25 protein-coding genes are annotated in these 26,647 nt (G+C 28.9%); 5 read left to right on the top strand and 20 right to left on the bottom strand.

Annotated elements, in window-relative coordinates; genetic code table 11:
- Position 1 precedes the first annotated feature (1 nt).
- From ACFO3U_RS08110 to ACFO3U_RS08085, 6 genes are all read right to left on the bottom strand, one after another.
- Positions 2 to 457, bottom strand: a complete 456-nt coding sequence (locus ACFO3U_RS08110) for a hypothetical protein (RefSeq protein WP_379740373.1) — start codon at positions 455 to 457, stop codon at positions 2 to 4.
- Between the two features lie 381 nt (positions 458 to 838).
- Entirely contained in the window at positions 839 to 1,369 is a 531-nt protein-coding gene (locus ACFO3U_RS08105; protein WP_379740370.1) for a hypothetical protein, read from the bottom strand.
- Between the two features lie 11 nt (positions 1,370 to 1,380).
- Entirely contained in the window at positions 1,381 to 2,898 is a 1,518-nt protein-coding gene (locus tag ACFO3U_RS08100; protein ID WP_379740367.1) for a hypothetical protein, read from the bottom strand.
- A 14-nt stretch (positions 2,899 to 2,912) separates the two neighbouring features.
- The gene (locus tag ACFO3U_RS08095; RefSeq protein ID WP_379740364.1) at positions 2,913 to 3,128 is read right to left on the bottom strand and encodes a hypothetical protein; all 216 of its coding nucleotides are present in this window, start codon (positions 3,126 to 3,128) and stop codon (positions 2,913 to 2,915) included.
- A gap of 267 nt (positions 3,129 to 3,395) precedes the next feature.
- Positions 3,396 to 5,798, bottom strand: coding sequence for an alpha-ketoacid dehydrogenase subunit alpha/beta (locus ACFO3U_RS08090; RefSeq protein ID WP_379740361.1), 2,403 nt, complete (start codon positions 5,796 to 5,798; stop codon positions 3,396 to 3,398).
- Between the two features lie 167 nt (positions 5,799 to 5,965).
- Positions 5,966 to 8,791: a gluzincin family metallopeptidase gene (locus ACFO3U_RS08085; protein WP_379740358.1), complete on the bottom strand. Its 2,826-nt coding sequence runs from the start codon at positions 8,789 to 8,791 to the stop codon at positions 5,966 to 5,968.
- Positions 8,792 to 8,937: 146 nt separating this feature from the next.
- Between ACFO3U_RS08085 and ACFO3U_RS08080 the strand changes: the two genes are divergently transcribed.
- The gene (locus ACFO3U_RS08080) at positions 8,938 to 10,896 is read left to right on the top strand and encodes an endonuclease (RefSeq protein WP_379740354.1); all 1,959 of its coding nucleotides are present in this window, start codon (positions 8,938 to 8,940) and stop codon (positions 10,894 to 10,896) included.
- Positions 10,897 to 10,974: 78 nt separating this feature from the next.
- On the opposite strand, the gene ACFO3U_RS08075 is transcribed toward ACFO3U_RS08080, so the two are convergent.
- From ACFO3U_RS08075 to uvrA, 3 genes are all read right to left on the bottom strand, one after another.
- A complete protein-coding gene (locus ACFO3U_RS08075; RefSeq protein ID WP_379740351.1) occupies positions 10,975 to 11,571 on the bottom strand; it encodes a hypothetical protein in 597 nt (198 codons plus the stop codon).
- Between the two features lie 62 nt (positions 11,572 to 11,633).
- A complete protein-coding gene (locus ACFO3U_RS08070; protein WP_379740348.1) occupies positions 11,634 to 12,359 on the bottom strand; it encodes an LOG family protein in 726 nt (241 codons plus the stop codon).
- Positions 12,360 to 12,390: 31 nt separating this feature from the next.
- Entirely contained in the window at positions 12,391 to 15,222 is a 2,832-nt protein-coding gene (gene uvrA / locus ACFO3U_RS08065; protein WP_379740345.1) for an excinuclease ABC subunit UvrA, read from the bottom strand.
- A gap of 107 nt (positions 15,223 to 15,329) precedes the next feature.
- Between uvrA and ACFO3U_RS08060 the strand changes: the two genes are divergently transcribed.
- Positions 15,330 to 15,851, top strand: coding sequence for a hypothetical protein (locus tag ACFO3U_RS08060; protein WP_379740342.1), 522 nt, complete (start codon positions 15,330 to 15,332; stop codon positions 15,849 to 15,851).
- 51 nt (positions 15,852 to 15,902) lie between these two features.
- Here ACFO3U_RS08060 and ACFO3U_RS08055 read toward each other — a convergent pair whose 3' ends face one another.
- From ACFO3U_RS08055 to ACFO3U_RS08030, 6 genes are read right to left on the bottom strand one after another with little or no spacing between them, the layout of a single operon-like run.
- Positions 15,903 to 16,466 (bottom strand): tetratricopeptide repeat protein, encoded by a 564-nt coding sequence (locus tag ACFO3U_RS08055; RefSeq protein ID WP_379740339.1) that lies wholly within the window; start codon positions 16,464 to 16,466, stop codon positions 15,903 to 15,905.
- Positions 16,420 to 16,881 carry a hypothetical protein gene (locus tag ACFO3U_RS08050; protein ID WP_379740336.1) on the bottom strand — a complete coding sequence of 154 codons (462 nt, stop codon included), beginning with the start codon at positions 16,879 to 16,881 and terminating at the stop codon, positions 16,420 to 16,422. The genes ACFO3U_RS08055 and ACFO3U_RS08050 overlap by 47 nt, the downstream gene beginning before the upstream one ends.
- A gap of 35 nt (positions 16,882 to 16,916) precedes the next feature.
- Complete coding sequence (locus tag ACFO3U_RS08045; RefSeq protein ID WP_379740333.1) at positions 16,917 to 18,734, bottom strand: chloride channel protein; 1,818 nt, start codon at positions 18,732 to 18,734, stop codon at positions 16,917 to 16,919.
- Positions 18,735 to 18,792: 58 nt separating this feature from the next.
- Positions 18,793 to 19,272: a DNA alkylation repair protein gene (locus ACFO3U_RS08040; protein ID WP_379740455.1), complete on the bottom strand. Its 480-nt coding sequence runs from the start codon at positions 19,270 to 19,272 to the stop codon at positions 18,793 to 18,795.
- 11 nt (positions 19,273 to 19,283) lie between these two features.
- Positions 19,284 to 19,457, bottom strand: coding sequence for a DNA alkylation repair protein (locus ACFO3U_RS08035; RefSeq protein ID WP_379740330.1), 174 nt, complete (start codon positions 19,455 to 19,457; stop codon positions 19,284 to 19,286).
- Positions 19,447 to 20,040 carry an acyl carrier protein phosphodiesterase gene (locus tag ACFO3U_RS08030; RefSeq protein ID WP_379740327.1) on the bottom strand — a complete coding sequence of 198 codons (594 nt, stop codon included), beginning with the start codon at positions 20,038 to 20,040 and terminating at the stop codon, positions 19,447 to 19,449. The genes ACFO3U_RS08035 and ACFO3U_RS08030 overlap by 11 nt, the downstream gene beginning before the upstream one ends.
- Before the next feature lie 185 nt (positions 20,041 to 20,225).
- Between ACFO3U_RS08030 and glmM the strand changes: the two genes are divergently transcribed.
- The 3 genes from glmM to ACFO3U_RS08015 all read left to right on the top strand — a co-directional run bounded on the left by glmM (position 20,226) and on the right by ACFO3U_RS08015 (position 22,842).
- Positions 20,226 to 21,614: a phosphoglucosamine mutase gene (gene glmM / locus ACFO3U_RS08025; protein ID WP_379740324.1), complete on the top strand. Its 1,389-nt coding sequence runs from the start codon at positions 20,226 to 20,228 to the stop codon at positions 21,612 to 21,614.
- A 334-nt stretch (positions 21,615 to 21,948) separates the two neighbouring features.
- Complete coding sequence (locus ACFO3U_RS08020) at positions 21,949 to 22,215, top strand: hypothetical protein (RefSeq protein ID WP_379740321.1); 267 nt, start codon at positions 21,949 to 21,951, stop codon at positions 22,213 to 22,215.
- Between the two features lie 60 nt (positions 22,216 to 22,275).
- On the top strand, positions 22,276 to 22,842 hold the full coding sequence (locus ACFO3U_RS08015) for a hypothetical protein (RefSeq protein WP_379740318.1): 567 nt from the start codon (positions 22,276 to 22,278) through the stop codon (positions 22,840 to 22,842).
- A gap of 1 nt (position 22,843) precedes the next feature.
- Here the strand turns inward: ACFO3U_RS08015 and ACFO3U_RS08010 are convergent, their stop codons facing one another.
- The 5 genes from ACFO3U_RS08010 to egtB are packed head-to-tail and all read right to left on the bottom strand — an operon-like array spanning position 22,844 to position 26,646.
- On the bottom strand, positions 22,844 to 23,413 hold the full coding sequence (locus ACFO3U_RS08010) for a uracil-DNA glycosylase family protein (RefSeq protein ID WP_379740315.1): 570 nt from the start codon (positions 23,411 to 23,413) through the stop codon (positions 22,844 to 22,846).
- A 6-nt stretch (positions 23,414 to 23,419) separates the two neighbouring features.
- Positions 23,420 to 23,863, bottom strand: a complete 444-nt coding sequence (msrB, locus tag ACFO3U_RS08005; RefSeq protein WP_379740312.1) for a peptide-methionine (R)-S-oxide reductase MsrB — start codon at positions 23,861 to 23,863, stop codon at positions 23,420 to 23,422.
- 4 nt (positions 23,864 to 23,867) lie between these two features.
- Entirely contained in the window at positions 23,868 to 24,551 is a 684-nt protein-coding gene (locus ACFO3U_RS08000) for an aspartate/glutamate racemase family protein (RefSeq protein ID WP_379740309.1), read from the bottom strand.
- 4 nt (positions 24,552 to 24,555) lie between these two features.
- Positions 24,556 to 25,482 (bottom strand): L-histidine N(alpha)-methyltransferase, encoded by a 927-nt coding sequence (locus ACFO3U_RS07995; RefSeq protein WP_379740306.1) that lies wholly within the window; start codon positions 25,480 to 25,482, stop codon positions 24,556 to 24,558.
- 6 nt (positions 25,483 to 25,488) lie between these two features.
- A complete protein-coding gene (gene egtB, locus ACFO3U_RS07990; protein WP_379740303.1) occupies positions 25,489 to 26,646 on the bottom strand; it encodes an ergothioneine biosynthesis protein EgtB in 1,158 nt (385 codons plus the stop codon).
- Position 26,647 lies beyond the last annotated feature (1 nt).

Below are 26,647 nucleotides of genomic sequence, written 5' to 3'. Positions count from 1 at the left end.
ATCAGTTAAGATTCTTTTTTCTATAAATTTTATATTTTTCTTTTTCTCTTTTTTTAAAATCTTTAAATGCTTTTTTTGCAATAGAGTCTAATTCAAAACTTTTGTAATAATGCAAACAGTTTGATGTAATATATTTTTCATTGTTTTTGCACTCTTCACAACCCAATTTGGCAATAGGAATATTTTTAGCAATATTTCTACCTAATTCAGCAGCATGTATTAAATCTTCTACATCTATTGCTTCGTAGGGATTTTGTAAGTCTCTTTTTCTAATTAAATTTCTAAGAATAGTATCGTTTTGATGACCTTCCATAAAGCAATTGTAAAAAGCATTATCCTTATATGCATTTATCCATGGATTGTCACCATTATTATAATCAAACTTGTCTAAGTTATTTGTTGAACATGAAGTTAATATAAAGGTTATTAACACAATCTTTATTAATCTAATTTCCATATGTCTATATAATTTACTGGTCCTTCTAAGTGGCAATTTCCCATACAAGTGCTATCATCATACAATAAATTGCAATAAGCATTAGAATAATTATATTCTTAACTCATACTGTAAGTTTAATTAATATGTCCCATATAGTTTGACTGTTTTTAAGTATATTTTTTGATTACATACTTTAGATGCCATAGTTTTTTAATTATAATTTAAATATTGATAATTAACGTCAAAACTTTAATTTTTATTTTATTGAGAATATAATTATTGCAAGAAATTTAACTTGAAATATTAAAATAAAAAAAGGCTTTTGTTTTTGTACAAAAGCCTTTTTAATTGATGCTAATTTTCTTTTTGGATTAAAATTAAAAACTAAATATTATATATTTAGTTTAATTCAGTACTTTCAATTTTATCAACCAATTTCCATGAATTTTTTATTTTCTTCATTGTTATAACTCCAAAAAAAATACTATTCCAACCATCAGATCTAGATACATAAAATGAAACTAGATTTTTATTTTTTGAATAGTACAGCTTAGAAAAAGAATAAAATAATCTATTACCATTTTTGATAAGCATGTTTTTTTCATTGAAAATATTATCAGATTTTATAATTATTATTTTTTTTAAATCAATGAAATTTTCTTTTTCCCATTTTTCATTAATTGAATCTTGTTTACACTCTAACACTATTTCCTGATAATGTTTTTTTAGTTCATTCTCTATATTGTTAATTGAATCTAAATTCAATTTATATTTAAGATTTTGTTCTAATATTTTTGGAGGTATTTTATCCTCAATAATTAAAATCGAAGAATTTTCATTTCCACTTATTTTAATATAGTTAAATAAAGGAGTATTTGTTTTACAAGAAATAATTAATGAACAAAATAAAATTAAGATACATTCTTTCATATTTATTATATTTAGCATGGTGTATTTCTTGTCCCAACTGGGCTAACAACTATTCCACTAGGGTTAGTTGATTGTTGATTTAATAATTCAACATTTTCAAATCTAAAATTTATACGATCTTTATCAATTTGTGGTAGTGCATTATATGGGGTTGTCCCTTGTAATCCATACCATGCAACATCAGTATATACTTGAGTTTGCATACCTGGTTGTACAGAAACACCAGTTACATATTCTTGTAAAGCAGCACCCATAATATTCACATATGACATTGCAATTTGATTATGTTGACTAATACCATTAGTTGGAGAACCAGTTTGGTTTGCAACATAAAAATTCCATAATTCTGGAAATGTTTGCAATGTAGTACAATTACTTGCCTGAACACAATCGTCAATTAAACTTAAGAAATAAGCATGTATAATTTCATGTAATAATGAACCAGCTATTGCTAATTCTGTACTAATCTGTGTCTCTTCAGTTCTAATTTTAATAATATAGTTATATGGAATAGTATTTGAATTAGAGTCTAAAACCCAATTCGTTGAAGCTAAATCATTAGGGTCCGCAGGGTAATCAGTTGTAAAAGTAAGATTAAATGTTGAATTAACATTTCCAAATCTTCTTAAAATTAAAGAAATATCATTTTGATTTAAATTTTTTAATTTAGTTAAGACAGATTTACCACAAGCATCTAAATTTGTGTCTATAATTTTGCTAACAATAATATTTGAATTAATATAATTTTTAGATTGTTGATTTGTCAAATTGTATGTCAAACAATGATTAATTAACTCTTTCACAAAATCTTTGGTTTCTGTAGAATATTCAGAAACATTAATAAGTTCAAAACCATTTTCATCTATTAAGGTGCTTTCCATATAGCTCATAATTGCACCTTGTATTTCTTCACTTTGATTATTGAACCATGATTTTTCCGTGTTAGTTAAAAAAGTTCCTATAAAGAAATTTTTCTTTCTTAATTTTTCATAGTTTATAATAACTGGGACAGCAGTTGAACCACCACCGCTTCCACCACCAGTTGTAGTAAATAAAATACTTGTACCAGGATCATTTGGTAATGAACCAGTATCAAAAACATCGCCTCCACCACCAGATGAACAAGAAGTATATGAATTAAGTAAAACTGTGGTTGAAGGATCATTTGGACAATCGCAACCCGTTTCTCCAGGCCAATGATGACCAGGACATCCACATTGAGTTTGTAAATATACGCTAACAGTCTGACATTCTATTCCTCCTGGTTCTTCTTTTCCGTTTATATTAGTACTGTTAAAGATAATTGGAGTAGTGATAACAGAACTTATTAATCTACTTATAGGATTTATATTATACCTTAATATTCTCGCAGTTGTTATATTTGAACTATCAATTTCTACAAATAAATTTTCAAAATAATCATTACTTAACGAATCTCTGATTATGCCTATGTTGTAAGAGGTATAATTATTGGTGCTATATTCATTAATTATTGTTGTATCAATAGTAAAATTATACATTTGTTCCATTACGGTTTTAGATGTTAATTTACAGTTTTTAATTTTTGATCAACTTTTTTATAGGAAGAACTAAATTTTTGTTCTTTCATTAATTCGTTAAAGGATTTATATTTAATTTCAAAATTTTTATTTTGTTGATTAATGTTGTTTTCCTTTTCATATTCTTCTGTACACCCAAATACTAAAAATAAAGCTGTAAATGAAATGATAACTAAAATTCTGTTTAATTTTTTTGTCATAAATTATTTTTTAAAATTGTTAGAATTCAAATTTATCAAACCAGTATTCATAAAACAATAGGTATTTATACTTAATTTTATGATTTGAATTATGACAAATATAATAGGTTTCTACCTTATATCAATTACGGTAAAACCGTATATTTTTTATTTTTTGATAAATTTAGTTATTAATAGTGTTTTTATGTGTTTCATCGATTTTTCTTACTTAGTTTAAAAAGTTTTTCAATAAAAAAATCCCAATTTATTCAAATTGGGATTTTTAGTTTAATATAAGTTAGTGTATTTTTTCGGATTCACTTCATTCATTATTTCATAAACCTTTTCGAAGACATCTTCAGCACTTGGTTTTGAGAAATAATCACCATCCGTTCCATAAGAAGGTCTGTGAGGTTTTGCAGCTAATGTTTGTGGTTTGCTATCTAAATAATTATAAGCCGATTGATTTTCAACAATTTCTTGTAAAATATATGCACTTGCTCCACCAGGAACATCTTCATCCACTACTAATAAACGATTTGTTTTTTGAATACTTTTTACAATATCATGATTTAAATCAAAAGGTAATAAAGATTGAACATCGATAATTTCAACATTGATGTCGTGTTCTTGTAATTCTTTAGCAGCTTGTTCTACGATTCTCAAAGTTGAACCATAAGAAACTATTGTAATATCTTTTCCTTCTCTAATGGTTTCTACAACTCCAATTGGTGTAGTAAATTCTCCTAGGTTAGTTGGCATTTTTTCTTTTAAACGATAACCATTCAAACATTCAATTACTAAAGCTGGTTCATCTGTTTGCAATAAAGCATTATAAAAACCTGCTGCTTTGGTCATGTTTCTAGGCACTAAAACATGAATTCCACGAATCGCGTTAATAATCATTCCCATTGGAGAACCTGAATGCCAAATTCCTTCTAATCTGTGTCCACGAGTACGAATAATTAGTGGTGCTTTTTGTCTTCCTTTGGTTCTGTATTGTAAAGTAGCTAAATCATCACTCATGATTTGAATAGCATACAATAAATAATCTAAATATTGAATTTCTGCAATTGGACGTAAACCTCTCATAGCCATTCCAATTCCTTGACCTAAAATAGTTGCTTCACGAATTCCAGCATCTGAAACTCTGAATTCTCCATATTTCTCTTGCATTCCTTCTAAACCTTGGTTTACATCACCAATATTTCCAGCATCTTCTCCAAAAACTAAGGTTTCAGGATATTTTGAGAAAATAGCATCAAAGTTATCTCTAATTACTACTCTTGCGTCAACATCTTCTGCAGAATCATCAAAAATTGGTTTAATTTCGTTTATTTTTGAAATTGCATCTTTTGAAGAAGAGAATAAGTGGGAACTAAATTTAGGTTGAATAGTTTCTTTGTATCCATAAATCCAAGACGATAAATTGGCTTTACTATCTTCATTTTTAATTAGACGTAAAACTTTTCTAGCGGTAGAAAGCGTGTCTTTTCTGATAGGTTCTTTTATAGAAGCTAAATCTGAAGCATATTTTTCAATAAAAACTTTGCTTGAACTTGAAGCAGCAATTGAATTTAATAATTCTACTAATTCATCACGTTCCGTTTTGATAGGATTTAAGTAAGCATTCCAAGCCGCTTTTTTGCCATCAAGAACTTCTTTTTTGATGTTTTTTTCTAACTCTTCAATTTCTTCTGCAGTGATTAAATTGTTTTCAATTAACCAAGTTTTCATTTTTGCTAAACAGTCAAACTCAGCTTCCCAAGCTAAACGTTCTGCATTTTTATATCTTTCGTGACTTCCTGAAGTGGAATGTCCTTGAGGTTGTGTTAACTCTTGCACGTGAATCAAAACAGGAACATGTTGTTCTCTTGCAATTTCACCTGCTTTTTGGTAGGTTTCAATTAAAGCTGGATAATCCCAACCTTTGACTTTTAAAATTTCGTAACCGTTATTATCTTCATCTCTTTGGAAACCTTTTAAGATTTCTGAAATATTTTCTTTAGTAGTTTGGTATTTTGCATGTACTGAAATTCCATATTCATCATCCCAAACACTCATTACCATAGGAACTTGTAAAACTCCAGCAGCATTAATCGTTTCAAAAAACAAACCTTCAGAAGTTGATGCATTTCCTATAGTTCCCCAAGCTACTTCATTTCCGTTGATTGAAAAATTAGTTTTATTGGTAATTCCGTTTACATTTCTATATATTTTAGAAGCTTGAGCTAAACCTAATAAACGAGGCATTTGTCCAGCAGTAGGAGAGATATCAGCACTCGAATTTTTTTGTAATGTTAAGTTGTTCCAATTTCCATTTTCATCTAAACTGTGTGTTGCAAAGTGTCCACCCATTTGACGACCAGCACTCATTGGATCATTTTCTAAATTTGTATGACCATACAAACCAGCAAAAAACTGTTCGATATTCAAAGCACCAATTGCCATCATAAAAGTTTGATCACGATAATATCCTGAACGGAAATCACCATTTTTAAACGCTTTTGCTAAAGCTAATTGGGGAACTTCTTTTCCATCTCCAAAAATACCAAACTTTGCTTTTCCTGTTAGTACTTCTTTTCTTCCAAGAAGACTACATTCTCTACTAGTAATGGCTATTTTTAAGTCAGAAAGAACTTCTTGCTTAAAATCTTCAAATGAAATATTTTGTTTGGTTTGTGCTTCCATAAATAATACAATTGGGTTTGGTACAAATTTAATAAATTGAATGAATTATTTATGTTAATATCTATTGTTTTTTAAACAAAAAATAAATTATTCATAATATTTGGCTATTTCATTAGAAATAAATAACTAAAAACAGCTTAAAGGTGATTATTTTTCAAGATTATCAACTAAAACCATTTTCTAGTAAATAGTGAAATTAAAGTTTTTGGACTTAAAGTAACCACAAATCTTATTTTTTGACCATAATTATCTTGATTTAATTCAAATCCGTTTGAAGATTGAACTGGGAAATATAATTCAAAATAATCTGGCACTAAATTTAAACGAATTCCACTATCATAGATAAATTTAGGTTGAATCGACTTGTTTTTAAATAGTCCTACATCACCATAAACTTCAATCCAATTCCATATATTAAAACTTCCGTTTATAGTTGAAATCCATTGGTTGGCATATCTTGTTTCAAATTTTGATTTAAAACCACCTTCACTCATTACAAATTGTTGACTAAATAAACCAGAAGATTCTGAACGACCTAGTAAATTATAATTGAATAAATAATCGGTTGGTCTATCGACTCCAAAACTAAAAAAATCTGAATTCGTACTTCTATACATAAAAGTCCCTACATAAAAGCGAAGATTTATTCTTCTATTGTCTTCAAAAAGTTTTCGATACTCAATTTCTGCAGCTAGTTTTCCAAAAGAATTTGCAATTTGTAAATCGGTATGAAAAGAGTAATATTTAGTCATTTCTGATTGAATATTGTAATATCGAGCATTAAAAACAGAATAATTATCTGTGTTTGCATCTGTTGTAAAAGCCGATTTTTCTCGATTTACATAATATTGAGATAATTGTATGTATTCGTTTTTATTGTATCTGAAATTTTTATCCCTAAATCTAAATTGAATTGTAGGAATTATTCGTGTATACAAAGCTTCAGGAGCATAATGAGAAGTTGAAGCAGACATGGCATAACGAATATTATACAATCTTCCTTCGCGAACATTTTGATTGACCATTCCTGATATACTTCCTACTATTTTTTGAGTATTTGAAGAATATTCTGGTGATAAATCAAATGTAAATGGTTTGTTTAAAACGGATCGATTGTTAATTTTCATTCCCACTTTAATACCATCATATAGATTATATTCAGCAGTTGGAACGTAAAAAACTTGATTGTAATAAGGATTTTCTAAATCTTTAAAAAAAGTGAATTTTAAAGGTCTATTGTTAAATAAAAAACCATTTAAAGAATGCCAGTTGTTCCTTAAATTAAATTCTGGAACTTCAGTTTTATAATTTAAAACCAATTTGTCAATATTATTTCTAGGAATAACAATAGTAGTATCAGTTTTAATGTTTGTTAACCATTTTTTATAAACAATAGTGTCATTACTCAAACCATATAATGGAATGGGAACGTTTGTTAATGTCTTGTTTTTTATGGAAACACTTATAGTTTCTTTTTGTTTTTTTATAGGTCCAAATTTGTAATCAATTAAATCTCTTTTATTAATTACAGTATCAAAAAACCAATCAATATCTTTTGCAGTATTTTGTTTTAGAATGAATTCAAAGTCATAACGAGAGGTTTGAACATTTTTATTCATGTCTAAAAACTCTCTGATACTTTTTGATACAATATTGTTTTCTAGGTAAGCATCTAAATATCGCAAACTCAAACCAGCTCTATATTTTCCGGCTATTTGTTCATTGAATTTAATGAGTGAGTTTTTATCACTTCCAAGAGGTTGATCTAAATTTTTTCTAGCCATTAATAGATAAACGTAATAAAACTGGTCGTTGAAATCTGTGGAAAGAATGTTGTAGCCTTTGAGTATTTTAATTTTTGACAAACTACCCATCATTTTGAATTTTGGATAATGATAATCAATATAATTCATCAAAACATATTGCTGAATTCCCTCTTCAATCCAATGGTCTTTTCTATGGTTAATTTGAATATTTTCTTTTAATAAATTATTCAAATAGGTCTTTAAAAATCGTACCTCAAATATAAATTCATCAGGAAAAGGATTGATAAAAGAAGGTAATTGATTTACACCATAAAAAGGATTTTTATCGTAATCATCATTAGAAACAAGAATCTTATTTTCTTTTGGAACTCCAATCTCATTGGTAACATATTTAGTAACTTTATCAATTACCAAAGCTACTTGAATTTCAGATAAACGTTTATCTTCAAAATCAGATACTACTTCAACATTCTCATTTTTATAGTTTTTATATGAAATGGACTCTATAGGTTCAAAAACAAGTGAAACTGTTTGTCTTCCATTTGCTGTTAAAGTATATTTTTTATTAGATAAGTCTTCAAAAACTTCGGTTTGTTTTAAATCACTAAAAACTTCATAATTTTTAGGAAACGCAATTTCAATTTTATAATCACTTAAAGCATTTGAAATGTCATCTAAGTTTTCATTACTTTGAATAATAAATTTTTTGTTTTCATATCTTGGAATGTTTAAAAACCAATCTTTTAAATACAGATTTCCATTGTTGTCAAACCCATATTTAGTGAATTTTTCATTTGGAATTTTAACTATATAATTAAAGAGAATTTTATGTTGTGAATTGGGTAGAATAGGTTCTGTTAGCGTTATTTTCTTTACATCAACTCTATTGTCAAAATCTTCCCATGTCAATTGATTATAATTTCCATCAACAATAGAGTTAATTTTTGTAAAACCTCTATCTTCTTCTTTTGCTAAATGAAAAACTCTTGAAAACTCATCAGAAAATCGTCTTGCTAAAGCTGAATTTTTTGATGAGAAAGCATTGTTCCAGTCGTTTAAAAGAATAGTTTTAAGAGTGTCACTGGTATTATTGACATACATAATTTCTTGTTGAACATATAAGAGATGCTTTTCTGTATCAACTTTTACATTCAAATTTATTTTATGTTGAGCCCAAACGTTACTTTGAAGCAATAAAAAGAGTAGTATGAAACGAAATAATTTCAAATTTTAGCAATTTTTTGAATGTAAATATAGCAAAATCAAGACTTAACAAACGGTTTATTAACATTATTTTTTTTTGAATTCTTGATATTAGTTTAACAGTGATTTTTTTTCATTCATTTTTAAATAGTTACCTTTGTAAAAAAAATATGTTTAAGAAAATACTTTTAACTTCTACGCTTTTATTATCCAACTTTATTTTCTCACAAATTGTTATAAATGAAGTAGATGCTGATAATCCAAGTACTGATACTGAAGAGTTTATTGAATTAAAATCTTCTACACCAAATTTCACATTAGATGGATATGTTTTGGTGTTGTATAATGCAGGAAGTTCTGCACCTTATTCTGGTAATTTGAGTTATTATACAATTGATTTAGATGGATATGTAACAGATATTAATGGAATCATTCATGTAGGAAATAGTGGAGTTTCTCCAGCACCAGCTGGTGTAATTCCAAACAGTAGTATTCAAAACGGTCCTGATGTAGTGGCTCTATATTTAGGAAATGATATTGATTTTCCTCTTGATACACCAGCCACAGCAACAAATTTAATTGATGCTGTTGCTTATTCAAACAGTCCATCAAAGACACCAACCAATTTAATGACAATTTTAGGAATTACGGCTTGTTCAATTGATAATGCAACAGCTAATTCTATTCAAAGAAAAAATGATGGAACTTATGAAGTAAAACTTCCAACTCCAGGAATGAATAATGATGGAACAGGAATTCCTATTACTAGAATTAACATTACAACATCTGTTGATGAAGTTGATGAAGGAAATAGTTTCACGATTACTTTTACTGCTAATATGGTAATTGCAGGTACTGATTTAAATTTTACATATGTTTTAGATAATGGAAATTTTGATTCAGCAGATTTTACTGGAGATTTAAATGTTACAATTCCTGTAGGTCAAACAACTGTTGTGAAAACTATCCAATTGTTGAATGATGGAATTAATGAAGATGATGAAGAATTAAAAATTTATGTAGAAACGGTTCCAAGTGGTTATATGATGAATAGAAATAATGTAAAAGTTAGAGTTCATGATGCTAATTTTATTGTGCAACCTTGGGGAACACCTTTAAATCCAACTTACGGAATTGTTTCTAGCACAGCTCCTGCAGGGTATTATAGTTCAATAAATGGTTTATCAGGTGCTTCATTGAAACAAGCTTTACAAGATATTATTGCTGACCCAAATGTTGTTCATGCTCATACTTATGGAGATGTTGAATTTATATTAAAAGAAAGTGATGTAAATCCTTTAAACAGCAGTCAAGTTTGGTTGATGTATGTGGAACAGCCAAAATCTAAATTAGATTATCAAACCGGAAATACAAATATTGGTGTTTGGAATAGAGAGCATATTTTTCCGCAATCTCGTGGTGGATTTCAAGATGGGACTTCTTCATTTGCGGATGGAATTAATGTTTGGTTACCTACAAGTGCAAATGATTTATTGGCAGGTCATGGTGATGCACATCATATTAGAGCCGAAGATGGGGTTGAAAATAGTTTTAGAAGCAACAAAAATTATGGAACAGAATACAATGGACCAACAGGGAATGCTGGAAGCTGGAAAGGAGATGTAGCAAGAGCTTTGTTTTACATGGCTGTTCGTTATAACGGCTTGAATGTAATTAATGGAAACCCATCAGAAACACCTACTGGAAACATTGGTGATTTAGCTACTTTATTGCAATGGCACCAACAAGATCCACCAGATGATTTTGAAATGAATAGAAATAACTATATCTATACTTGGCAATTAAATAGAAATCCGTTTATTGATAATCCAGATTTAGCGAGTTATATTTTTGGGAGTAATATTGGACAACCTTACACATTAGGAAATGAAAACTTTGAAACTTCAAAAGTTGTTGTTTATCCAAATCCAACAACAGATTATATTGTAATTGCTGGAATAGAAGCTGAAGCTAAAGCTGAAATTTATTCTATAACAGGTCAAAAAATAAAAGAAGCATCATTTACTAATGAAATTACTTTATCAGTAAGTGATGTTACTGCTGGAGTTTATTTGGTTAAGATTTTTAGTGAGAATTCAAGTATTGTAAGAAAGATTATTGTTAAATAATTTTCTAAAATTAATTCATAAAAAAGTCCTTTGATTTGAAGGACTTTTTTGTTTTTAAAAATTTGGAGGTAAGTTGTTTTATGAAATCCAATTAGATATTTTACAATAAATTCTCCATTTATTTTTAACTTTTTTATATATTAAAGTTTCACCACTTCCAAATGAATCAAATTTTATAAATACAGTTTTTTTATCAACTGAAAAAACAGGTAAACCTATCCTATAATATAAATTTTCACCAAACTTTTGTTCATAAATTTCATAAAATGTTTGACCTGTTTTATAGCGTTCATTTATGATGTTTTTTATAATTTCTTCTGAAATTACTTTTTTGGATTTGATATAATTGCTTTTAAATTTAAACTCTTTACGATTAATAATTTGTTGTTGAATGAATCTAGCATCATTTTTTGAAAAAATAGTATCTGTTTTAAAAATATATAAACTATCCGTTTTACTAAAAAGTGGTTCAGAATCTCTATCTAATACATATCTATAAAAATTTATTTTAAAACCATCCTTTTCCATTGCTTTGTCATGTTCACCTATAATTAGGTTTATTACTTCATAAATTTCTTCATCAGTTACATGAATATTTTCTAGAAGTTTATCCTCTTGATTAAAATTTTTACAACTAAATAATGTTAAAAATATAAAAGCAAATATTATTTTCATTTAAAATATATAAAATAGTTGATTCTAATTAATATGAGTTGAACAAATTCAATTTGTAATTATTAAAAATTAGGAGACAAATTATATTTCTTATAAAAACTATCTAAAGCTTCTAAAACTTGGTCTTCATTATCTACAATTTTAATTAAATTCAAATCTTCTGGACTAACCGTTTTATATTTTTCAATTAAAACAGATTTAACCCAATCCATTAAACCAGACCAAAATTCTGTTCCAACTAAAATAATCGGAAATTTAGCAATCTTTTTAGTTTGAATTAAAGTGATGGCTTCAAACATTTCGTCCAAAGTACCAAATCCACCTGGCATAACAACAAATCCTTGTGAGTACTTAACAAACATTACTTTTCTAACAAAGAAGTAATCAAAATTCAGGTTTTTATCTCTATCAATATAAGGGTTGAAATGTTGTTCAAAAGGTAATTCTATATTTAAACCTACTGAAGTTCCACCACCAAAATGAGCTCCTTTATTTCCAGCTTCCATAATTCCTGGACCACCTCCAGTGATAACTCCATAACCACCTTTACTTATTTTGTAGGCAATTTTTTCAGCTAATAAATAGTTAGGATCATCTGATTTTGTTCTTGCTGAACCAAAAATGGATACACATGGACCAATTCTTCCCATGGCTTCGTAACCATTAACAAATTCGGACATGATTTTGAAGATTGCCCATGAATCGTTAGTTCTTATTTCATTCCAAGTTTTTTGTTTTAACTTATCTTGTATTCTTTGATCGTCATTTTCGTATTGTTCTACTGACATATTCTTTTCTTTTTATAATTAAACAAACGTACTAATTTAATTCTTTTTTCAAGAATTGAGCCGTGTAGCTTTTTTTATTTTTCACAATTTCTTCTGGTGTTCCTTTAGCTATTAGTTGTCCACCACCTTTTCCTCCTTCATAACCAATATCAATGATGTAATCGGCTAATTTTACAACATCTAAATTGTGTTCAATAATTAAAACAGTGTTACCTTTATCAACTAATTTATTGATAACATTCATTAAAACTCTAATGTCTTCAAAATGCAATCCAGTTGTAGGTTCATCTAAAATATAGAAAGTGTTACCTGTGTCTTTTTTTGATAATTCAGAAGCTAATTTAATTCGTTGTGCCTCTCCACCAGAAAGGGTTGTACTTTGTTGACCTAAAGTGATATAACCTAAACCAACATCTTGAATGGTTTTAACTTTTCGATAGATTTTCGGAATATTTTCAAAGAAATCAACCGCTTCATCAACCGTCATATTCAATACATCAGAAATCGATTTTCCTTTGTAGCGAATTTCCAAAGTTTCTCTGTTAAAACGTTTTCCTTGACAAGTTTCACATTCCACATAAACATCTGGTAAAAAACTCATTTCAATAGTTCTAACACCTGAACCCTCACAAGTATCACATCGTCCACCAGAAACATTAAAGCTAAAACGACCCGCTTTATAACCACGAATCATGGCTTCTGGTGTCATTGTATATAATTTTCTTATTTCAGAAAAAACATCGGTGTAAGTAGCTGGATTACTTCTTGGTGTTCTACCAATCGGACTTTGGTCAATTTCAATTACTTTGTCAATATGTTCTAAACCTTCAATTTTTTTGTAAGGTTGAGGTTTTTTTACACCATTAAAAAAGTGAGCATTTAAAATAGGGTAGAGTGTTCCATTAATCAAAGTAGATTTACCAGAACCTGAAACACCAGTTACACATATCATTTGTCCTAAAGGAAATTCAACAGTAACATTTTTTAAATTATTTCCCGTTGCACCTGAAAGTTTTAAGGTTTTTCCGTTTCCTTTTCTTCTTTCTGTTGGAACTTCTATTTTCATTTTTCCACTCATGTATTGAGCAGTCATGGTATTTTCTTTCAGTAATTCTTTTGGAGTTCCTTCGCTGATGATTTTTCCACCAAACCTTCCTGCTTTTGGACCAATATCAATCACGTAATCAGCACGTTCAATCATATCTTTGTCATGTTCGACAACAATAACCGAATTACCAATATCACGCAAATTTTCAAGTGATTTTATTAATCGTTCATTATCTCTTTGATGCAATCCAATACTAGGTTCATCTAAAATATAAAGAACACCAACTAATTGCGATCCAATCTGTGTTGCTAATCGAATTCGTTGTGCTTCACCACCAGAAAGGGATTTTGAACTTCTATTTAACGTCAGATAATTTAGCCCAACATCTAATAAAAATTGTAATCTCGATTCAATTTCTTTGATGACTTCAACGGCAATGGCATTTTGTTTTTCGGATAATTTTTCAGGTAAATTATTGAACCAATCAAATAATTCGTTGACGTCCATGTGAACCAATTCACCTATATTTTTATCGTCAATTTTAAAATAAAGCGATTCTTTGCGTAAACGACTTCCTTCACAAACTGGACACTCATTTTCGTCCATGAATTCTTTTGCCCAACGTTTTAAAGAAGCTGTGTTACTTTCATCATATTGATTTTTGATGAAGTTGGAAATTCCTTCAAAATCAATTTTATATTCTTTGGTAATTCCCATGACTTTTGAAACCACTTCAAATTTTTCATTTCCACCATACAGAATAATGTCCATGGCTTGTTGAGGAATAGTTTCTATGGCATCAGAAAGTTTAAAATCAAATTTATGAGCAATGATTTCTAATTGTTTAAAAATCCAAGACGATTTCATTTCACCCAAAGGAGCAAAACCACCAGCTTTTATGGATAATTTCGGGTTTGGAACAATTTTTTTCAAATTGATTTCATTCACCACACCTAAACCGTTGCAATTTTCACAAGCACCTTTTGGAGAGTTGAACGAAAAGTTATTTGGTTCTGGATTTGGATAAGAAATTCCAGTAGTTGGACACATCAAATTACGACTGAAGTAACGTACTTCTTGACTTTCTTGTTCAATAATCATCATGATATCATCACCATGATACATGGCTGTTTTGATGCTTTCGTTCAAGCGTTTGTCTGTGTCTTCGGTTTCATCAATTGCCATTCTATCAATCACGATTTCGATGTCGTGTGTTTTGTAACGATCGACTTTCATTCCATAATCTAAATCACGAATTGTTCCGTCAACTCTGACTTTTAAGAAACCTTGTTTGGCAATTTGTTCAAAAAGTTCGCGATAATGACCTTTACGAGAACGAACCACAGGTGCCAAAATATTGATGCGTTTTCCATTAAAATTTTCAACAATCAATTCTTTGATTTGTTCATCAGAATACGAAACCATTTTTTCACCAGTATTGTAACTATAAGCATCACCAGCTCTAGCATACAAAAGACGAAGAAAATCATAAATTTCAGTAATAGTTCCAACAGTTGAACGAGGACTTTTACTGGTAGTTTTTTGTTCGATGGCAATAACAGGAGAAAGTCCGTCGATTTTATCAACATCTGGACGTTCTAAACCACCTAAGAATTGTCGAGCATAAGCAGAGAATGTTTCAATGTATCGTCTTTGTCCTTCTGCGTAAATGGTATCAAAGGCTAAAGATGATTTTCCTGAACCAGAAACACCAGTGATGACCACTAATTTTTCTCTAGGTATTGTTACATCTATATTTTTTAAATTATGAGCACGAGCCCCAATAATTTCAATAGTTTCTTCAGTTTTTAGCATAATTTTTGGCAAAAAGCAAAGATACTATTTTTATAGAGATTTCAAGAATGAGACGAATTGTTTTAAGAAAAGTTTTTATATTTTTGAGCGATTAAAAAATGAAATAAATGAAATTATTAGGAATAGGATCAAGGATAAAACATAATGAATTTGGAGTAGGAGTTGTAACCAACGTTTCTCCAAAATTTTATTGGGTAACTTTTATAGAAAATGGATTAGAAACTATTGAACTAGATAGTGATTTTGAAGTGATTGAAGCTTTAGAAGATGAAGTAGATTCAGTTAGTTTTTATGAAGTGGAAAAAGCTTTGAAGAATTTATTAGAAAAATACAGTGATATTGGACCCAAAGTATCAATAGCTGACAAATGGAAAGGTGGAAAAATCGTTTTAGAACCAGGAACGCAGACTCAAAATAAAGAAATTCCGATTGATACTTTTTTCAATAAGATTATAATGGTTAGAGATAGATTAAGAGTTATGGAACAAAAGATTAATTCTAGTAATTTAGAAGCAAATGAGAAAATTGAATTGCAACAATACATTACAAGATGTTATGGAAGTCTAACAACTTTTAATGTTTTATTCAAAAACCAAAGCGATTATTTTGTTGGAGAGAAAAGTAAATAAGAACAAACCCTATTAAAGTTTAAAACTTTAATAGGGTTTTATTTATTAATTTCAATTAGTCTTTATATTGTTTTTTTCTAAAATTTCTAGGAATTTATCTTTATTTCCAGCTTTATTCATTTCAGAATAGATCATCTGTATTAAGGTTTCTGCATCAGAACGATAAGGTGAATTTTGTTCTACATAAATATTATAAGCTTTACACAAATAATCTAACCCTTTTTCATACTCTTTTAAATAGCTTGTATAAACATGACCAATGCCATAAAAAACTTCTGGATTTTGTGGATCAATTTCTGCTAGTTTTTTATAGGTTTTAATTGATTTGTCATATTCTTTAGTATACTGATATGCAACCGCTATATTCTGAAGAGGAGTTATACCATTTGGATCAATTTTTAATGATTTTTCATAATAATTTATGGCTTCCTTATAATTTCCTAATTTCCTATAACTAATTCCTATATTATCATAAGCAAATGCAAAATTTGGATCAATTTTTATTGCTTTTTTATAATATTTAATTGCTTCCTCGTAATTTTCTTTTTTAGATTCATCGATTCCTAAATCATATTGAACAAGAGCTTCTCTTTTTTTTTGAAACAGAGTTTTCATTTTCTATTTCATTTGAAGCTGCTTTTTCTTTAATTGCTTTGCAGTTTTCCATCAAATACCGCTCAATTTCATAATAATAATCTTTGTACTCTTTGGAGTTTTTATCTAAATTATAATTTACATTTATAGTTTTATTACCTGCAGTTGTGTCTTTTCCAACTTCAAAAAGTTTAGTAGCTAATTGATAAATACTGATTTCTTTATCTATACATGAATTTATTTCATTTGAAATTTGCTTTTTTTGTTTGTTATTGGTGTTAATTGAATCTATGCATTTGCATGATTTTTCGGAAGTATTTTTAAGTAAATTATTTTTTAAAGTTTCAATTGTAGCATCATCAAGTTTATCAGATTCTTGAGAAAAAGTGAATTGTAAATTAATAATAAGTACTAAAAGGGAAAATATTTTTTTCATAAAGTATAGGTTTATATCAAAAATAAAGAAAAAAACTACTCAATAATCATTTCTTTTAATTTTTCTCTATATTTAATTAAAACGTAATGTTTAGAAATAAAACCTATAAATTTTCCGTTTTTAAGAACAGGTAAAATTTTGGAGCCACTGTTTTCAAATTTTTCCATAACAGTTTCCATAGTTTCATCATAAAAAACAAGTTCTTTAGGTTGCTGCATAACTTCCTCTGTTGAAGTATATTTTATTTTGAAAGCTGAAAACATATATTTTCTAACATCATCTAAATAAATTAAACCTTCGAGTTCGTCTTTATCATTAAGAACAGGAAAAATCACTTCATCAGATTGCTGAATTTTAGCTATTAATTCATCTAAATTAGAAGATTCAATTATTGACTTGTAATCTGTTTGTATAAGTTTTGATAATTCTAAGGATGTTAAAATATTTTTGTCTTTGTTGTCTGTAAAAACTTCTCCTTTGTCCGCTAAGTGCTTAATATCAAAAGAATAAGGTTCGAAACGTTTTGAAATAGCATAACTTACCGAAGAAACAATCATTAAAGGAACCATTAATTCATAACCACTTGTAATTTCTGCAATCAAGAAAATAGCTGTTAAAGGTGCATGAAATAATCCACTCAGAATTCCAGCCATTCCAACTAAAGTAAAATTGGTTACAGGAAGCTTAGATATTCCAGTTAAATTAACAAAATAAGCCAATACAAAACCTAAATACGAACCTACAAAAAGGGAAGGTGCAAAGTTTCCTCCGTTTCCACCAGAACCTAAAGTCAAACCTGTTGCAAAGACTTTGACCATCATAGTTGCACCCACAAAAAGTAACAAAATCCATTTGTTGTCTTTGAAACCATTTAATAAAGTATTATCCAAAATCTTTTCGGGATGATTATCTGCTATAGTTTTTATGCTTGTATATCCTTCACCAAATAATGTTGGAAATAAGAAAATTAAAATGGCTAAAAGTCCAGCTCCAAATAGTGCTTTGTGATAAATGCCAAATCTACTTTTAACAAAATAATGTTCAATTTTTCTGAAATATCGAGCATAATAAATAGAAAGTAATCCGGATAAAAAACCTAAAAGAACATAAAAATGAAGGTTGTGATAATCAAATCCTTCCACACTTTTGAAGGAGATTAATATATCTTCATCCAAAACTATTGTAGAAATCAAAGCACCAGTTGCAGCACTAATCATAATAGGAATAAATGCTGTGATACTTATTTCTGCAAGCACAACTTCAATGGCAAATAAAACTCCAGCAATTGGAGCATTAAAAGCGGCTGCAATTCCAGATGCGACACCACAAGCTAAAAGCAATGTTCGGTCTTTGTAACTTAATCTATAATTTTGAGCATAATTACTACCAAAAGCAGCTCCAGTTACAGTAATGGGAGATTCTAAACCAGCACTTCCTCCTAAACCAACCGTTAAGGAACTGGTTATAATTTGAGAATATAATTGTTTCTTTGGAAGTATTCCACTGTTTTTGGCAACAGCATACATGATATGAGACGTTCCTTTTTGAATCGAACCATCTAGAAATTTATGTACCACAAAAACAGTTAAAACAATTCCAATGATTGGTAAAATACTGTTACTATAAGGTAAATGTAAAAAACCATCTAAATATTGAGAAAATTGATAAACTTTGTGAGCAAATGCTTTTAGAATAATTACAGCTAAAGCAGAAGAAATTCCCACCAAAACACATGAAAAATATATGAATTGTCTTGGAGTTAAAAACGTTTTTAGAAGAAAAATAAATCGTTCTAATCGCTTAAAGTTTTTGCTTATAAATCGAAAAAAAGGATTGACTTTTTTCGGAATCATTCTGATTGTTTTTTAATTCTTGCGAAATTACCATTTTTGAATGGAATGTGAAAGATTTTTAGAGTAAACGTAACGCTTCTTTTTTACTCAATGGTTTTAGATTTGTTGAATTCACATATTCTTTGACTCCATTTGGGTTAAAACGACTATAATCACGCAAAGCCCAACCGATTGCTTTTTGAATGAAAAATTCATTGGAATACTTGTGTTTTTCACATTCGGCTTTTAGCAAATCAAAATTGGTATTTGCTTTATAACCCAGTTGAAATATAATTGCAGTTCGGTTTAACCACATGTTTTCTGAATCAGAAAAGCGTTCAATAACTAGTAACGTTTCTGTTGGAAATTGTTCTAAATAACCACCAACTAAATATTTAGCAATAGTGTCAACTGAATCCCACCAAGAATTTGTAATTAAAAGATTTTCAATGAATTGAATGTCTTCATTGACAAACTTTTTTTTAATTTCTTTCTGAATTAAATCAATAGCACATTGATGTATTTCTCGTTCTTTTTCTTGATATAATTGCCAAGTTATATCTCTGTAATTTAGTTTGATTTTTGGTTTATGTTTTTATAAACAGCTTTGAAAATTGCTCTTCGTTTTTCAGTTTTGATTCCTAAAAAAGGGAAATTATTTTTCATGTAATTTTCCATTGGAATAGCTGTTTCACGATTAGAATTTGCTTTTAATTCCTTGATGAGTTCTTCTTTAAAGTTCATTCAATTCAACTAATTTATCTTTTACATGATTTCGCAATTCTTCAAAAAACAAGGTAAATTCATTTTCAAAATCGCTATAAAACATTTCTAATTCTTCCACAGCAAATTGCATCTTAGATTTGAATTTTGTGCGATAATCCATTTGATACAAAATCTTTGAAATACCTTCAACTGAAGCGTAACTCTCCAACCAATTATGTTCTATCATAACCGGAAGAATTCTTTTTGTTTTAGGACTTAATACATCATAATTATCTTCAAGAGATTGATAAAAACTATATACAAAACTAGTTAAAGATTCATCTGAATAGTTAGACCAATTTTTAGCTAAAAAATGATCATACAAAATATCCACAATCACACCAGAATAGTGCCCATAACGTTCATGAAGTCTGTGTTTACTTATTCTAAAGATTTCATTGGCATCTGTGAAAGTGTCAATATATCGATGTAAAATGATTCCTTTTTTTATTTCATCAGGATAATTCAAATAATCATTTCCTCGAATACCATCAGCCATGAAATTGCCAATTTTAATAAAATCGTTGTTGTCTGAAAGGTAAATGTGAGCTAGGAAGTTCATTAAGTAGGTTAAAAGGTTAGGTGTTTAAATGCTTAAAAGGTATTGTGAAAAAATGACCATGTAAATGTACAATTTTTTAAAACACTATTATTTCATATGTGTTACTTTACTTATATTTGTCATTGTTAAAAATATGTCAACTCATAACCTTTTAACCTCATAACCTTTTTAACCTAAAAATAAAAATGACTTTAATAAAATCAATATCAGGAATTCGTGGAACCATTGGAGGAAAAGTAGGAGAGAACCTTACACCAGTTGATGCAGTAAAATTCGCTTCAGCTTATGGAACTTTTTTAAAACAAAATACTCCAAAAGACAAACTAAAAGTAGTAATTGGTCGTGATGCAAGAATTTCAGGTCCAATGATTCATAATTTGGTGCAAAATACCTTAGTTGGTTTAGGAATTGATGTGATTGATTTAGGTTTATCAACAACTCCAACCGTTGAAATCGCTGTTCCTTTGGAAAAAGCTGATGGTGGAATTATCTTAACAGCTTCTCACAATCCAAAACAATGGAATGCTTTGAAATTGTTAAATGCAAAAGGTGAATTTTTAAGTGGAAAAGAAGGAGAATTAATTCTTGAAATTGCTGAAAGTGAATCTTTTGATTTTGTAGATGTGGATTCATTAGGAGAAGTTACTGTGAATGACTCCTATATGGATATTCATATTGATGAAGTTTTAGATTTGCCTTTGGTTGATGCTGAAGCTGTAAAAATGCGTAAATTTAAAGTGGTTGTTGATGGTGTAAATTCTTCTGGTGGAATTGTAATTCCGAATTTATTAGAACAAATGGGTGTTGAAGTCGTGAAACTATATTGCGATCCCAACGGTCATTTTCCTCATAATCCAGAACCTTTGAAAGAACATTTAGGAGACATTTGTAAACTAGTTGTAGATGAAAATGCTGATTTCGGAATTGTAGTGGATCCTGATGTAGATAGATTGGCTTTTATTTCTAATGATGGTGAAATGTTTGGTGAAGAATATACTTTGGTGGCTTGTGCTGATTATGTGTTGAGCAAAACTCCAGGAAATACAGTTTCTAACATGAGTTCGTCTCGTGCTTTGCGTGATATTACGAACAAACACAACGGAAACTACCAAGCTAGTGCTGTTGGTGAAGTGAATGTTGTAGAATTAATGAAGAAAACCAATGCTATTATTGGTGGTGAAGGAAACGGTGGAATCATTTATCCAGAAAGTCATTATGGAAGAGATAGTTTGGTTGGTGTAGCATTATTTTTGACACATTTAGCTAATTTAGACATGACTGTTGCCGAATTAAGAGCCAGTTATCCTCAATATTACATGAGCAAAAATAAAATTGAATTAACACCACAAATTGATGTGGATGCGATTTTAGAAGCCATGACTGAAAAGTACAAAAACGAAGACATCGCTACAATAGATGGTGTAAAAATTGACTTTGCTGAAAATTGGGTGCATTTAAGAAAATCAAACACAGAACCCATTATTAGAATTTACACAGAAGCTCAAACGCAACAATTAGCAGATGATTTAGCGAATAGAATTATTGGTGAGATTAAGGTTGTAGCTGGAATTTAAGAAAATTGGCAGTTTTCAGTTTTAGTTAGCAGTTAATTTCAAGTCATAATAATATGATTTTTAGAAACTTATATAGAAATACAGATTATATTATTGTTGCTTTTTTAGCTGCTTTTTTTATAGTCAGAGTTTCAAGATATTTTAGATTTTCTGATTATAGATGGATCTATGTTTATGGAAACTACTCTTGTTATTTACTTCATTTTTTTGCTTTACTTTTATCTTTGATTAGTTCTATACTTATTTTAAAAGAAACTAAACAATTGAATGAGAAAATTATATTAGTATTAATTTCTTTAGTTCCAGTATATTTTTGGATTTATTTAATCTTTCTATGATGAAAAACATCTTCAACATTTTACTACTTTTTTTATGTCTTCATAATATTTCATATTCTCAAAATAAGAGTAATGTTGAGTGTGGATTTTTTGGAACTAAAACTATTGAAGAACGAAATTCTATTTTTCCATTTAGTGAAGCTGAAAAGGTTTTATTAATTAGTTATCCAAATGCTGAAGCTTATGGGTTAAGAATAAGAGATAGTATTAATTTATCTCATTATGGATATAAAATTAAAAAAGAGTTTGTATATCATGATTAATTAAATTTAAAAATGTTTGATGCAACTAAAGTTGTTATTCTTAAAACTAAATCAATTAATATGCTAAGTAACTTAATGTATAATTTTGATTACAGAGTGATAAATCAAGAAAAACCCAATAATATTTCATATGCATTGTGTTATACTCCAAGAAATGCCATTTTATTTCTTGATAAAAATGAAAAAGTAATTTCAGTTATAGAAATTTGTTTTGAATGCGATAAGTATTATTTATTTCCTAAATCTGAAGAATTCAAAGATGTTTTAGGTTTAGAATGTGATGAAAGAATGAGTTTTTTTAGAAAAATGTTTGATGATTATGGGTTTAAAGATTCTAAAAAGAATAAGCATAATATTACTTTTGAAATTAAAGGAGAATCTGGTCCAATTCAACGAGGAAGTTTAATCATTAGTAACTCACATGTTGTTAAAACTGATTTTGATGGAAAAGCATTCGTGATTTTGAATAATAAAACAAAAAAAGTTGAATTATCATATATGGGAAAACCAACTTTTATTAAAATCATTAATAACTGTGATGTTATAAAAGTTGATTTAAGTAAAAGAAAAGCATTTTATTACAAAGACAATAAATTTATCAAATCGAAGAAATTGATTTTTGAGTAGTTTAGATTTTTTTCTTTACAATTTCTTTTAAAGTCGGTAAGACTTCTTCCTCAAACCAAGTATTTTTCTTCATCCAAATATTATTTCTTGGTGATGGATGTGGCAACGGAAAGTATTTGGGTAAATATTCATTAAATGACTTTACAGTTTCCGTTAAATTTGATTTAGCATATTCCTGTAAATATTGTTTTTGTGCATATTGACCAATTAATAAAATTAGAGGATTGCCCTCAATTTCAGACAATATTTTATGATGCCAAAGAGGAAAACATTCTTTTCTTGGTGGCAAATCTCCTGATTTTCCTGTTCCTGGAAAACAAAACCCCATGGGAATTGTTGCAAAAATGTTAGGATTATAAAAGGTTTCTTTATTAATACCTAACCAATTTCTCAATGTATCTCCACTCTTGTCGTTCCAAGCTATACCAGTAGTGTGAACAATTCTTCCAGGTGCTTGTCCAATTATTAAAATTTTACTGGTTTTACTAGCATACAAAACAGGATTTGCACCTAATGACAAATGAGGCTCACAAACTTTACAATCTCTTATTTCACCTAGTAATTTTTCCAAAATTAGTTATTTCATTTTCTTTAAAGAAACAGCATTCATGCAATAACGCAAACCACTTGGCTCTGGTCCATCAGGAAAAACGTGACCTAAATGGGCATCACAAGTATTGCAAACCGCTTCAATTCTTATCATGCCAAAAGAAATATCTTTTACATAACCAACTGCATTTTCTTTTATAGGTTGCGTGAAAGATGGCCAACCTGTTCCACTTTCAAATTTTTCACTTCCATCAAATAGTAATGTATCACAACAAACACAAGCATAAATTCCTGGTTCAAAAAGCGAACATAATTCAGAACTGTGAGGTCGTTCTGTTCCTTTTAAACGAGTAATTCTGTATTGTTCTTCCGTTAATTGAGCTTTCCATTCTGCTTCTGTTTTTACGACTTTTTTATCGGGTTCAGGATTTCCAGTTCTTGCAAATTGTATTAAGTTATTCCAGTTTAGCATAGTATTAATTTTTTAATTTTTCTAGAGCTACTTCGCATTGTAAATCAATGGTATCAACCCAATTTTTTTTATTTCTTATGTTTGAAAATGCTATTGATAACTCTGTACAAGCTACGATAAAAATAACATTTTCTGTATAGGTTTCAATTAATAATTGATAACATTTTTTTGCTTTTCCTTCATCTGTGCTCTCAAAATATATTTTTCTTAAGTCATCAACTTTTTCAATGATTTCTATACTTGGTCTTATTAAATTATGTCTTTTTGGCACAAATGATTTCAAATACTCATCTTGCATTGTAAAAGCTGTTCCTAAAATGATAATGTTGGAAACTTCATTAACTTTATTTAATTTTTGGTTCACCAAATTCCCAATATGACAATAAGGTTTCAATAGTTTGTTTTTATCCAAAACAATATCCAAAGCTTTATGCATTGTATTATTGACCAAAACCGCACAACTAATATCTTGTTGGTCTAAAAATTTTATTGTTGGTGTGATTAATTCAGCTACTTTTTCCATTTCATAAGGCAACAAAACATTTATATCTTTAAAATTTAAAGAAACGAGTAGGATAGGACACGAATTTCCTTTTCCCTTTTTTTGTTCGTACAAAGCGTTTATTTTCTCATAAAAATAAGTTGTTGCTTTATAGCCAATGCCACCAATTATTCCAATGGAACTCATTTTTTTACTTTTTAAATAAACTTATTGCATAACTTTTTCCTTCATCTAAAAAATGTTCCACACTCTTAAAACCAATATTATTTTTGAAAGTTTCAATCGTATTTAAACTATATTTTTGAGAAATTTCAGTGTGAATCATTTCGTTGGCTTTAAAACTAATTTCTTGATTTTCAATAGTTACCGTTTGGTCAATTTTACTAAAAATGTAACTATATGTTGTGCCAGAAATTGGATCATAATAAGGATAATGATCAAATTGTTCGATGTCAAAATTTCCGTTTAATTCACGATTAATTCTTTTTAACAAATTCAAATTGAACCTTTTGGTAATTCCTTTTTCATCATTGTAAGCGGCCAAAACTTTATGTGGATTTTTTTTCAAATCAAAACTGACCATCAAAATATCACGTTCATCCATCATGTCATAAATCTTTTTCATGAACAGTTCTGCACTTTGTTTGTCATAGTTTCCGATGGTACTTCCCAAAAACAAAATGATTTTAGGATTATCATGAATCAATTTATCTAAAGTTTCAAAATAATCACCAGCAATAGGATACACTTGAATTGAAGGAATATGAGCTGTTATATTTTGCTTATTAGTTTCCAAAACATCAGCAGAAATATCCAAAGGATAATAAACAATTTTCTTGTTTAAATCGGTAATTCTCTTTAAAAAATGCTTTGTTTTGGAACCATCTCCAGCTCCTAAACCCACAATATCAAAACTTTCATAACCAAAACTATTTACAATTTTTTCCGTTTGATTGTTTAATATTTCTAATTCGCATTGCGGAAGGTAATATTCTTCCATTTGCATTATTTCTTGAAAAATTTTATCACCAGCATCATCATAAAAATATTTCGAAGAGAGTGTTTTTTGATGTTTTGAAAGTCCTTCAATTACATCTTTGTAAAAAGTTTGATTCATTAATTTTTATTTTTTTGCAAGTCTAATTCCAGAAAATATCCAACGTGAACTAGTGTGGAAAAAATTTCTATAGGTTTTTCGATTGTGATTTTTTGGTGTTGCTATAGATGAACCTCTTAAAACGTGTTGGTTCACCATAAATTTTCCATTGTATTCTCCTAATGCTCCTGCTGCTTTTTCAAAATTGGGATAAGGCAAATAAGCACTTGAAGTCCATTCCCAAAGTTGACCAGAATTTAATTTCTCTGAGGCAATTTCCCATTCAAATTCTGTTGGCAAACGCATTCCTTTCCATTCTGCAAAAGCATAAGCTTCATAATAACTGCAATGCATGACTGGTAAATTTGGATTTACCTTTTCTAATCCATTAAAATTATAATAGTACCAATTTTCGTCAATTTTGTACCAATATAAAGGAGCTTTTATGTTGTTTTGATTGATAAAATCCCAACCTTCAGCGTGCCATAAATTGAAGTCTTCATAACCACCAGCATTCATAAACTCTATAAATTCTCCATTAGTGACTAGCTTATTCGCTATTTCTGTATGTTGAATGTATGTTTTATGAACACCCAATTCGTTATCAAAACAAAAACTCGAATCTTTGTGTCCAATTTCATAAACACCTTCTTTTAGTTCAATAAACTCAGGTTTTTGTGTTTCATCTTTTAAATGCATTTCTGTTTCAAAAACCGGAAAAGTGGGTTGATTTCCTAAAATAAATTTGATATCATAAGCCAATAATTCTTGATGTTGTTCTTCGTGATTGATTCCAATTTCAAGGAGTTTAAGAATTTCATCTGAAGGATTATTTTCAACTAGATCAATAATTTTTTGGGTTACATATTTTCGATATTCCAAAACTTCAGCTACAACAGGTCTAGTCATTAAACCTCTGTTTGGTCGTAAAATTCTTTTTCCTGCATTGTTGTAATAACTGTTGAATAGAAAACCAAAATCTTCGTGAAAAACTTTATAATTTTTATCAAATTGAATTAGAATAAACTGTTCAAAAAACCATGTAGAATGCGCTAAATGCCATTTTGGAGGAGAAACATTTTCATTAGGTTGAACCGAATAATCTTCTATAGCCAAAGGTTTACAGAGATTTTCAGTATTAATTCGAGTTGCTTTAAATTTTTGAAGTAAGGTTTCGATGTTCATA

The organism is Flavobacterium ponti (assembly GCF_042652765.1).
GTDB classification, from domain to species: Bacteria; Bacteroidota; Bacteroidia; order Flavobacteriales; family Flavobacteriaceae; genus Flavobacterium; species Flavobacterium ponti.
Note: the sequence above shows the minus strand (reverse complement) of the source record. Positions and strands in the feature narration are given on the sequence as shown.

Excerpts from the sequence above, each read along its gene's own strand:
- ACFO3U_RS08110 (WP_379740373.1), bottom strand. The coding sequence starts at position 457 with ATGGAAATTAGATTAATAAAGATTGTGTTAATAACCTTTATATTAACT.
- ACFO3U_RS08105 (WP_379740370.1), bottom strand. The coding sequence starts at position 1,369 with ATGAAAGAATGTATCTTAATTTTATTTTGTTCATTAATTATTTCTTGT.
- ACFO3U_RS08100 (WP_379740367.1), bottom strand. The coding sequence starts at position 2,898 with ATGGAACAAATGTATAATTTTACTATTGATACAACAATAATTAATGAA.
- ACFO3U_RS08095 (WP_379740364.1), bottom strand. The coding sequence starts at position 3,128 with ATGACAAAAAAATTAAACAGAATTTTAGTTATCATTTCATTTACAGCT.
- ACFO3U_RS08090 (WP_379740361.1), bottom strand. The coding sequence starts at position 5,798 with ATGGAAGCACAAACCAAACAAAATATTTCATTTGAAGATTTTAAGCAA.
- ACFO3U_RS08080 (WP_379740354.1), top strand. The coding sequence starts at position 8,938 with ATGTTTAAGAAAATACTTTTAACTTCTACGCTTTTATTATCCAACTTT.
- ACFO3U_RS08075 (WP_379740351.1), bottom strand. The coding sequence starts at position 11,571 with ATGAAAATAATATTTGCTTTTATATTTTTAACATTATTTAGTTGTAAA.
- ACFO3U_RS08070 (WP_379740348.1), bottom strand. The coding sequence starts at position 12,359 with ATGTCAGTAGAACAATACGAAAATGACGATCAAAGAATACAAGATAAG.
- uvrA (WP_379740345.1), bottom strand. The coding sequence starts at position 15,222 with ATGCTAAAAACTGAAGAAACTATTGAAATTATTGGGGCTCGTGCTCAT.
- ACFO3U_RS08060 (WP_379740342.1), top strand. The coding sequence starts at position 15,330 with ATGAAATTATTAGGAATAGGATCAAGGATAAAACATAATGAATTTGGA.
- ACFO3U_RS08055 (WP_379740339.1), bottom strand. The coding sequence starts at position 16,466 with ATGAAAACTCTGTTTCAAAAAAAAAGAGAAGCTCTTGTTCAATATGAT.
- ACFO3U_RS08050 (WP_379740336.1), bottom strand. The coding sequence starts at position 16,881 with ATGAAAAAAATATTTTCCCTTTTAGTACTTATTATTAATTTACAATTC.
- ACFO3U_RS08045 (WP_379740333.1), bottom strand. The coding sequence starts at position 18,734 with ATGATTCCGAAAAAAGTCAATCCTTTTTTTCGATTTATAAGCAAAAAC.
- ACFO3U_RS08035 (WP_379740330.1), bottom strand. The coding sequence starts at position 19,457 with ATGAACTTTAAAGAAGAACTCATCAAGGAATTAAAAGCAAATTCTAAT.
- ACFO3U_RS08030 (WP_379740327.1), bottom strand. The coding sequence starts at position 20,040 with ATGAACTTCCTAGCTCACATTTACCTTTCAGACAACAACGATTTTATT.
- glmM (WP_379740324.1), top strand. The coding sequence starts at position 20,226 with ATGACTTTAATAAAATCAATATCAGGAATTCGTGGAACCATTGGAGGA.
- ACFO3U_RS08020 (WP_379740321.1), top strand. The coding sequence starts at position 21,949 with ATGATGAAAAACATCTTCAACATTTTACTACTTTTTTTATGTCTTCAT.
- ACFO3U_RS08015 (WP_379740318.1), top strand. The coding sequence starts at position 22,276 with ATGCTAAGTAACTTAATGTATAATTTTGATTACAGAGTGATAAATCAA.
- msrB (WP_379740312.1), bottom strand. The coding sequence starts at position 23,863 with ATGCTAAACTGGAATAACTTAATACAATTTGCAAGAACTGGAAATCCT.
- ACFO3U_RS08000 (WP_379740309.1), bottom strand. The coding sequence starts at position 24,551 with ATGAGTTCCATTGGAATAATTGGTGGCATTGGCTATAAAGCAACAACT.
- ACFO3U_RS07995 (WP_379740306.1), bottom strand. The coding sequence starts at position 25,482 with ATGAATCAAACTTTTTACAAAGATGTAATTGAAGGACTTTCAAAACAT.
- egtB (WP_379740303.1), bottom strand. The coding sequence starts at position 26,646 with ATGAACATCGAAACCTTACTTCAAAAATTTAAAGCAACTCGAATTAAT.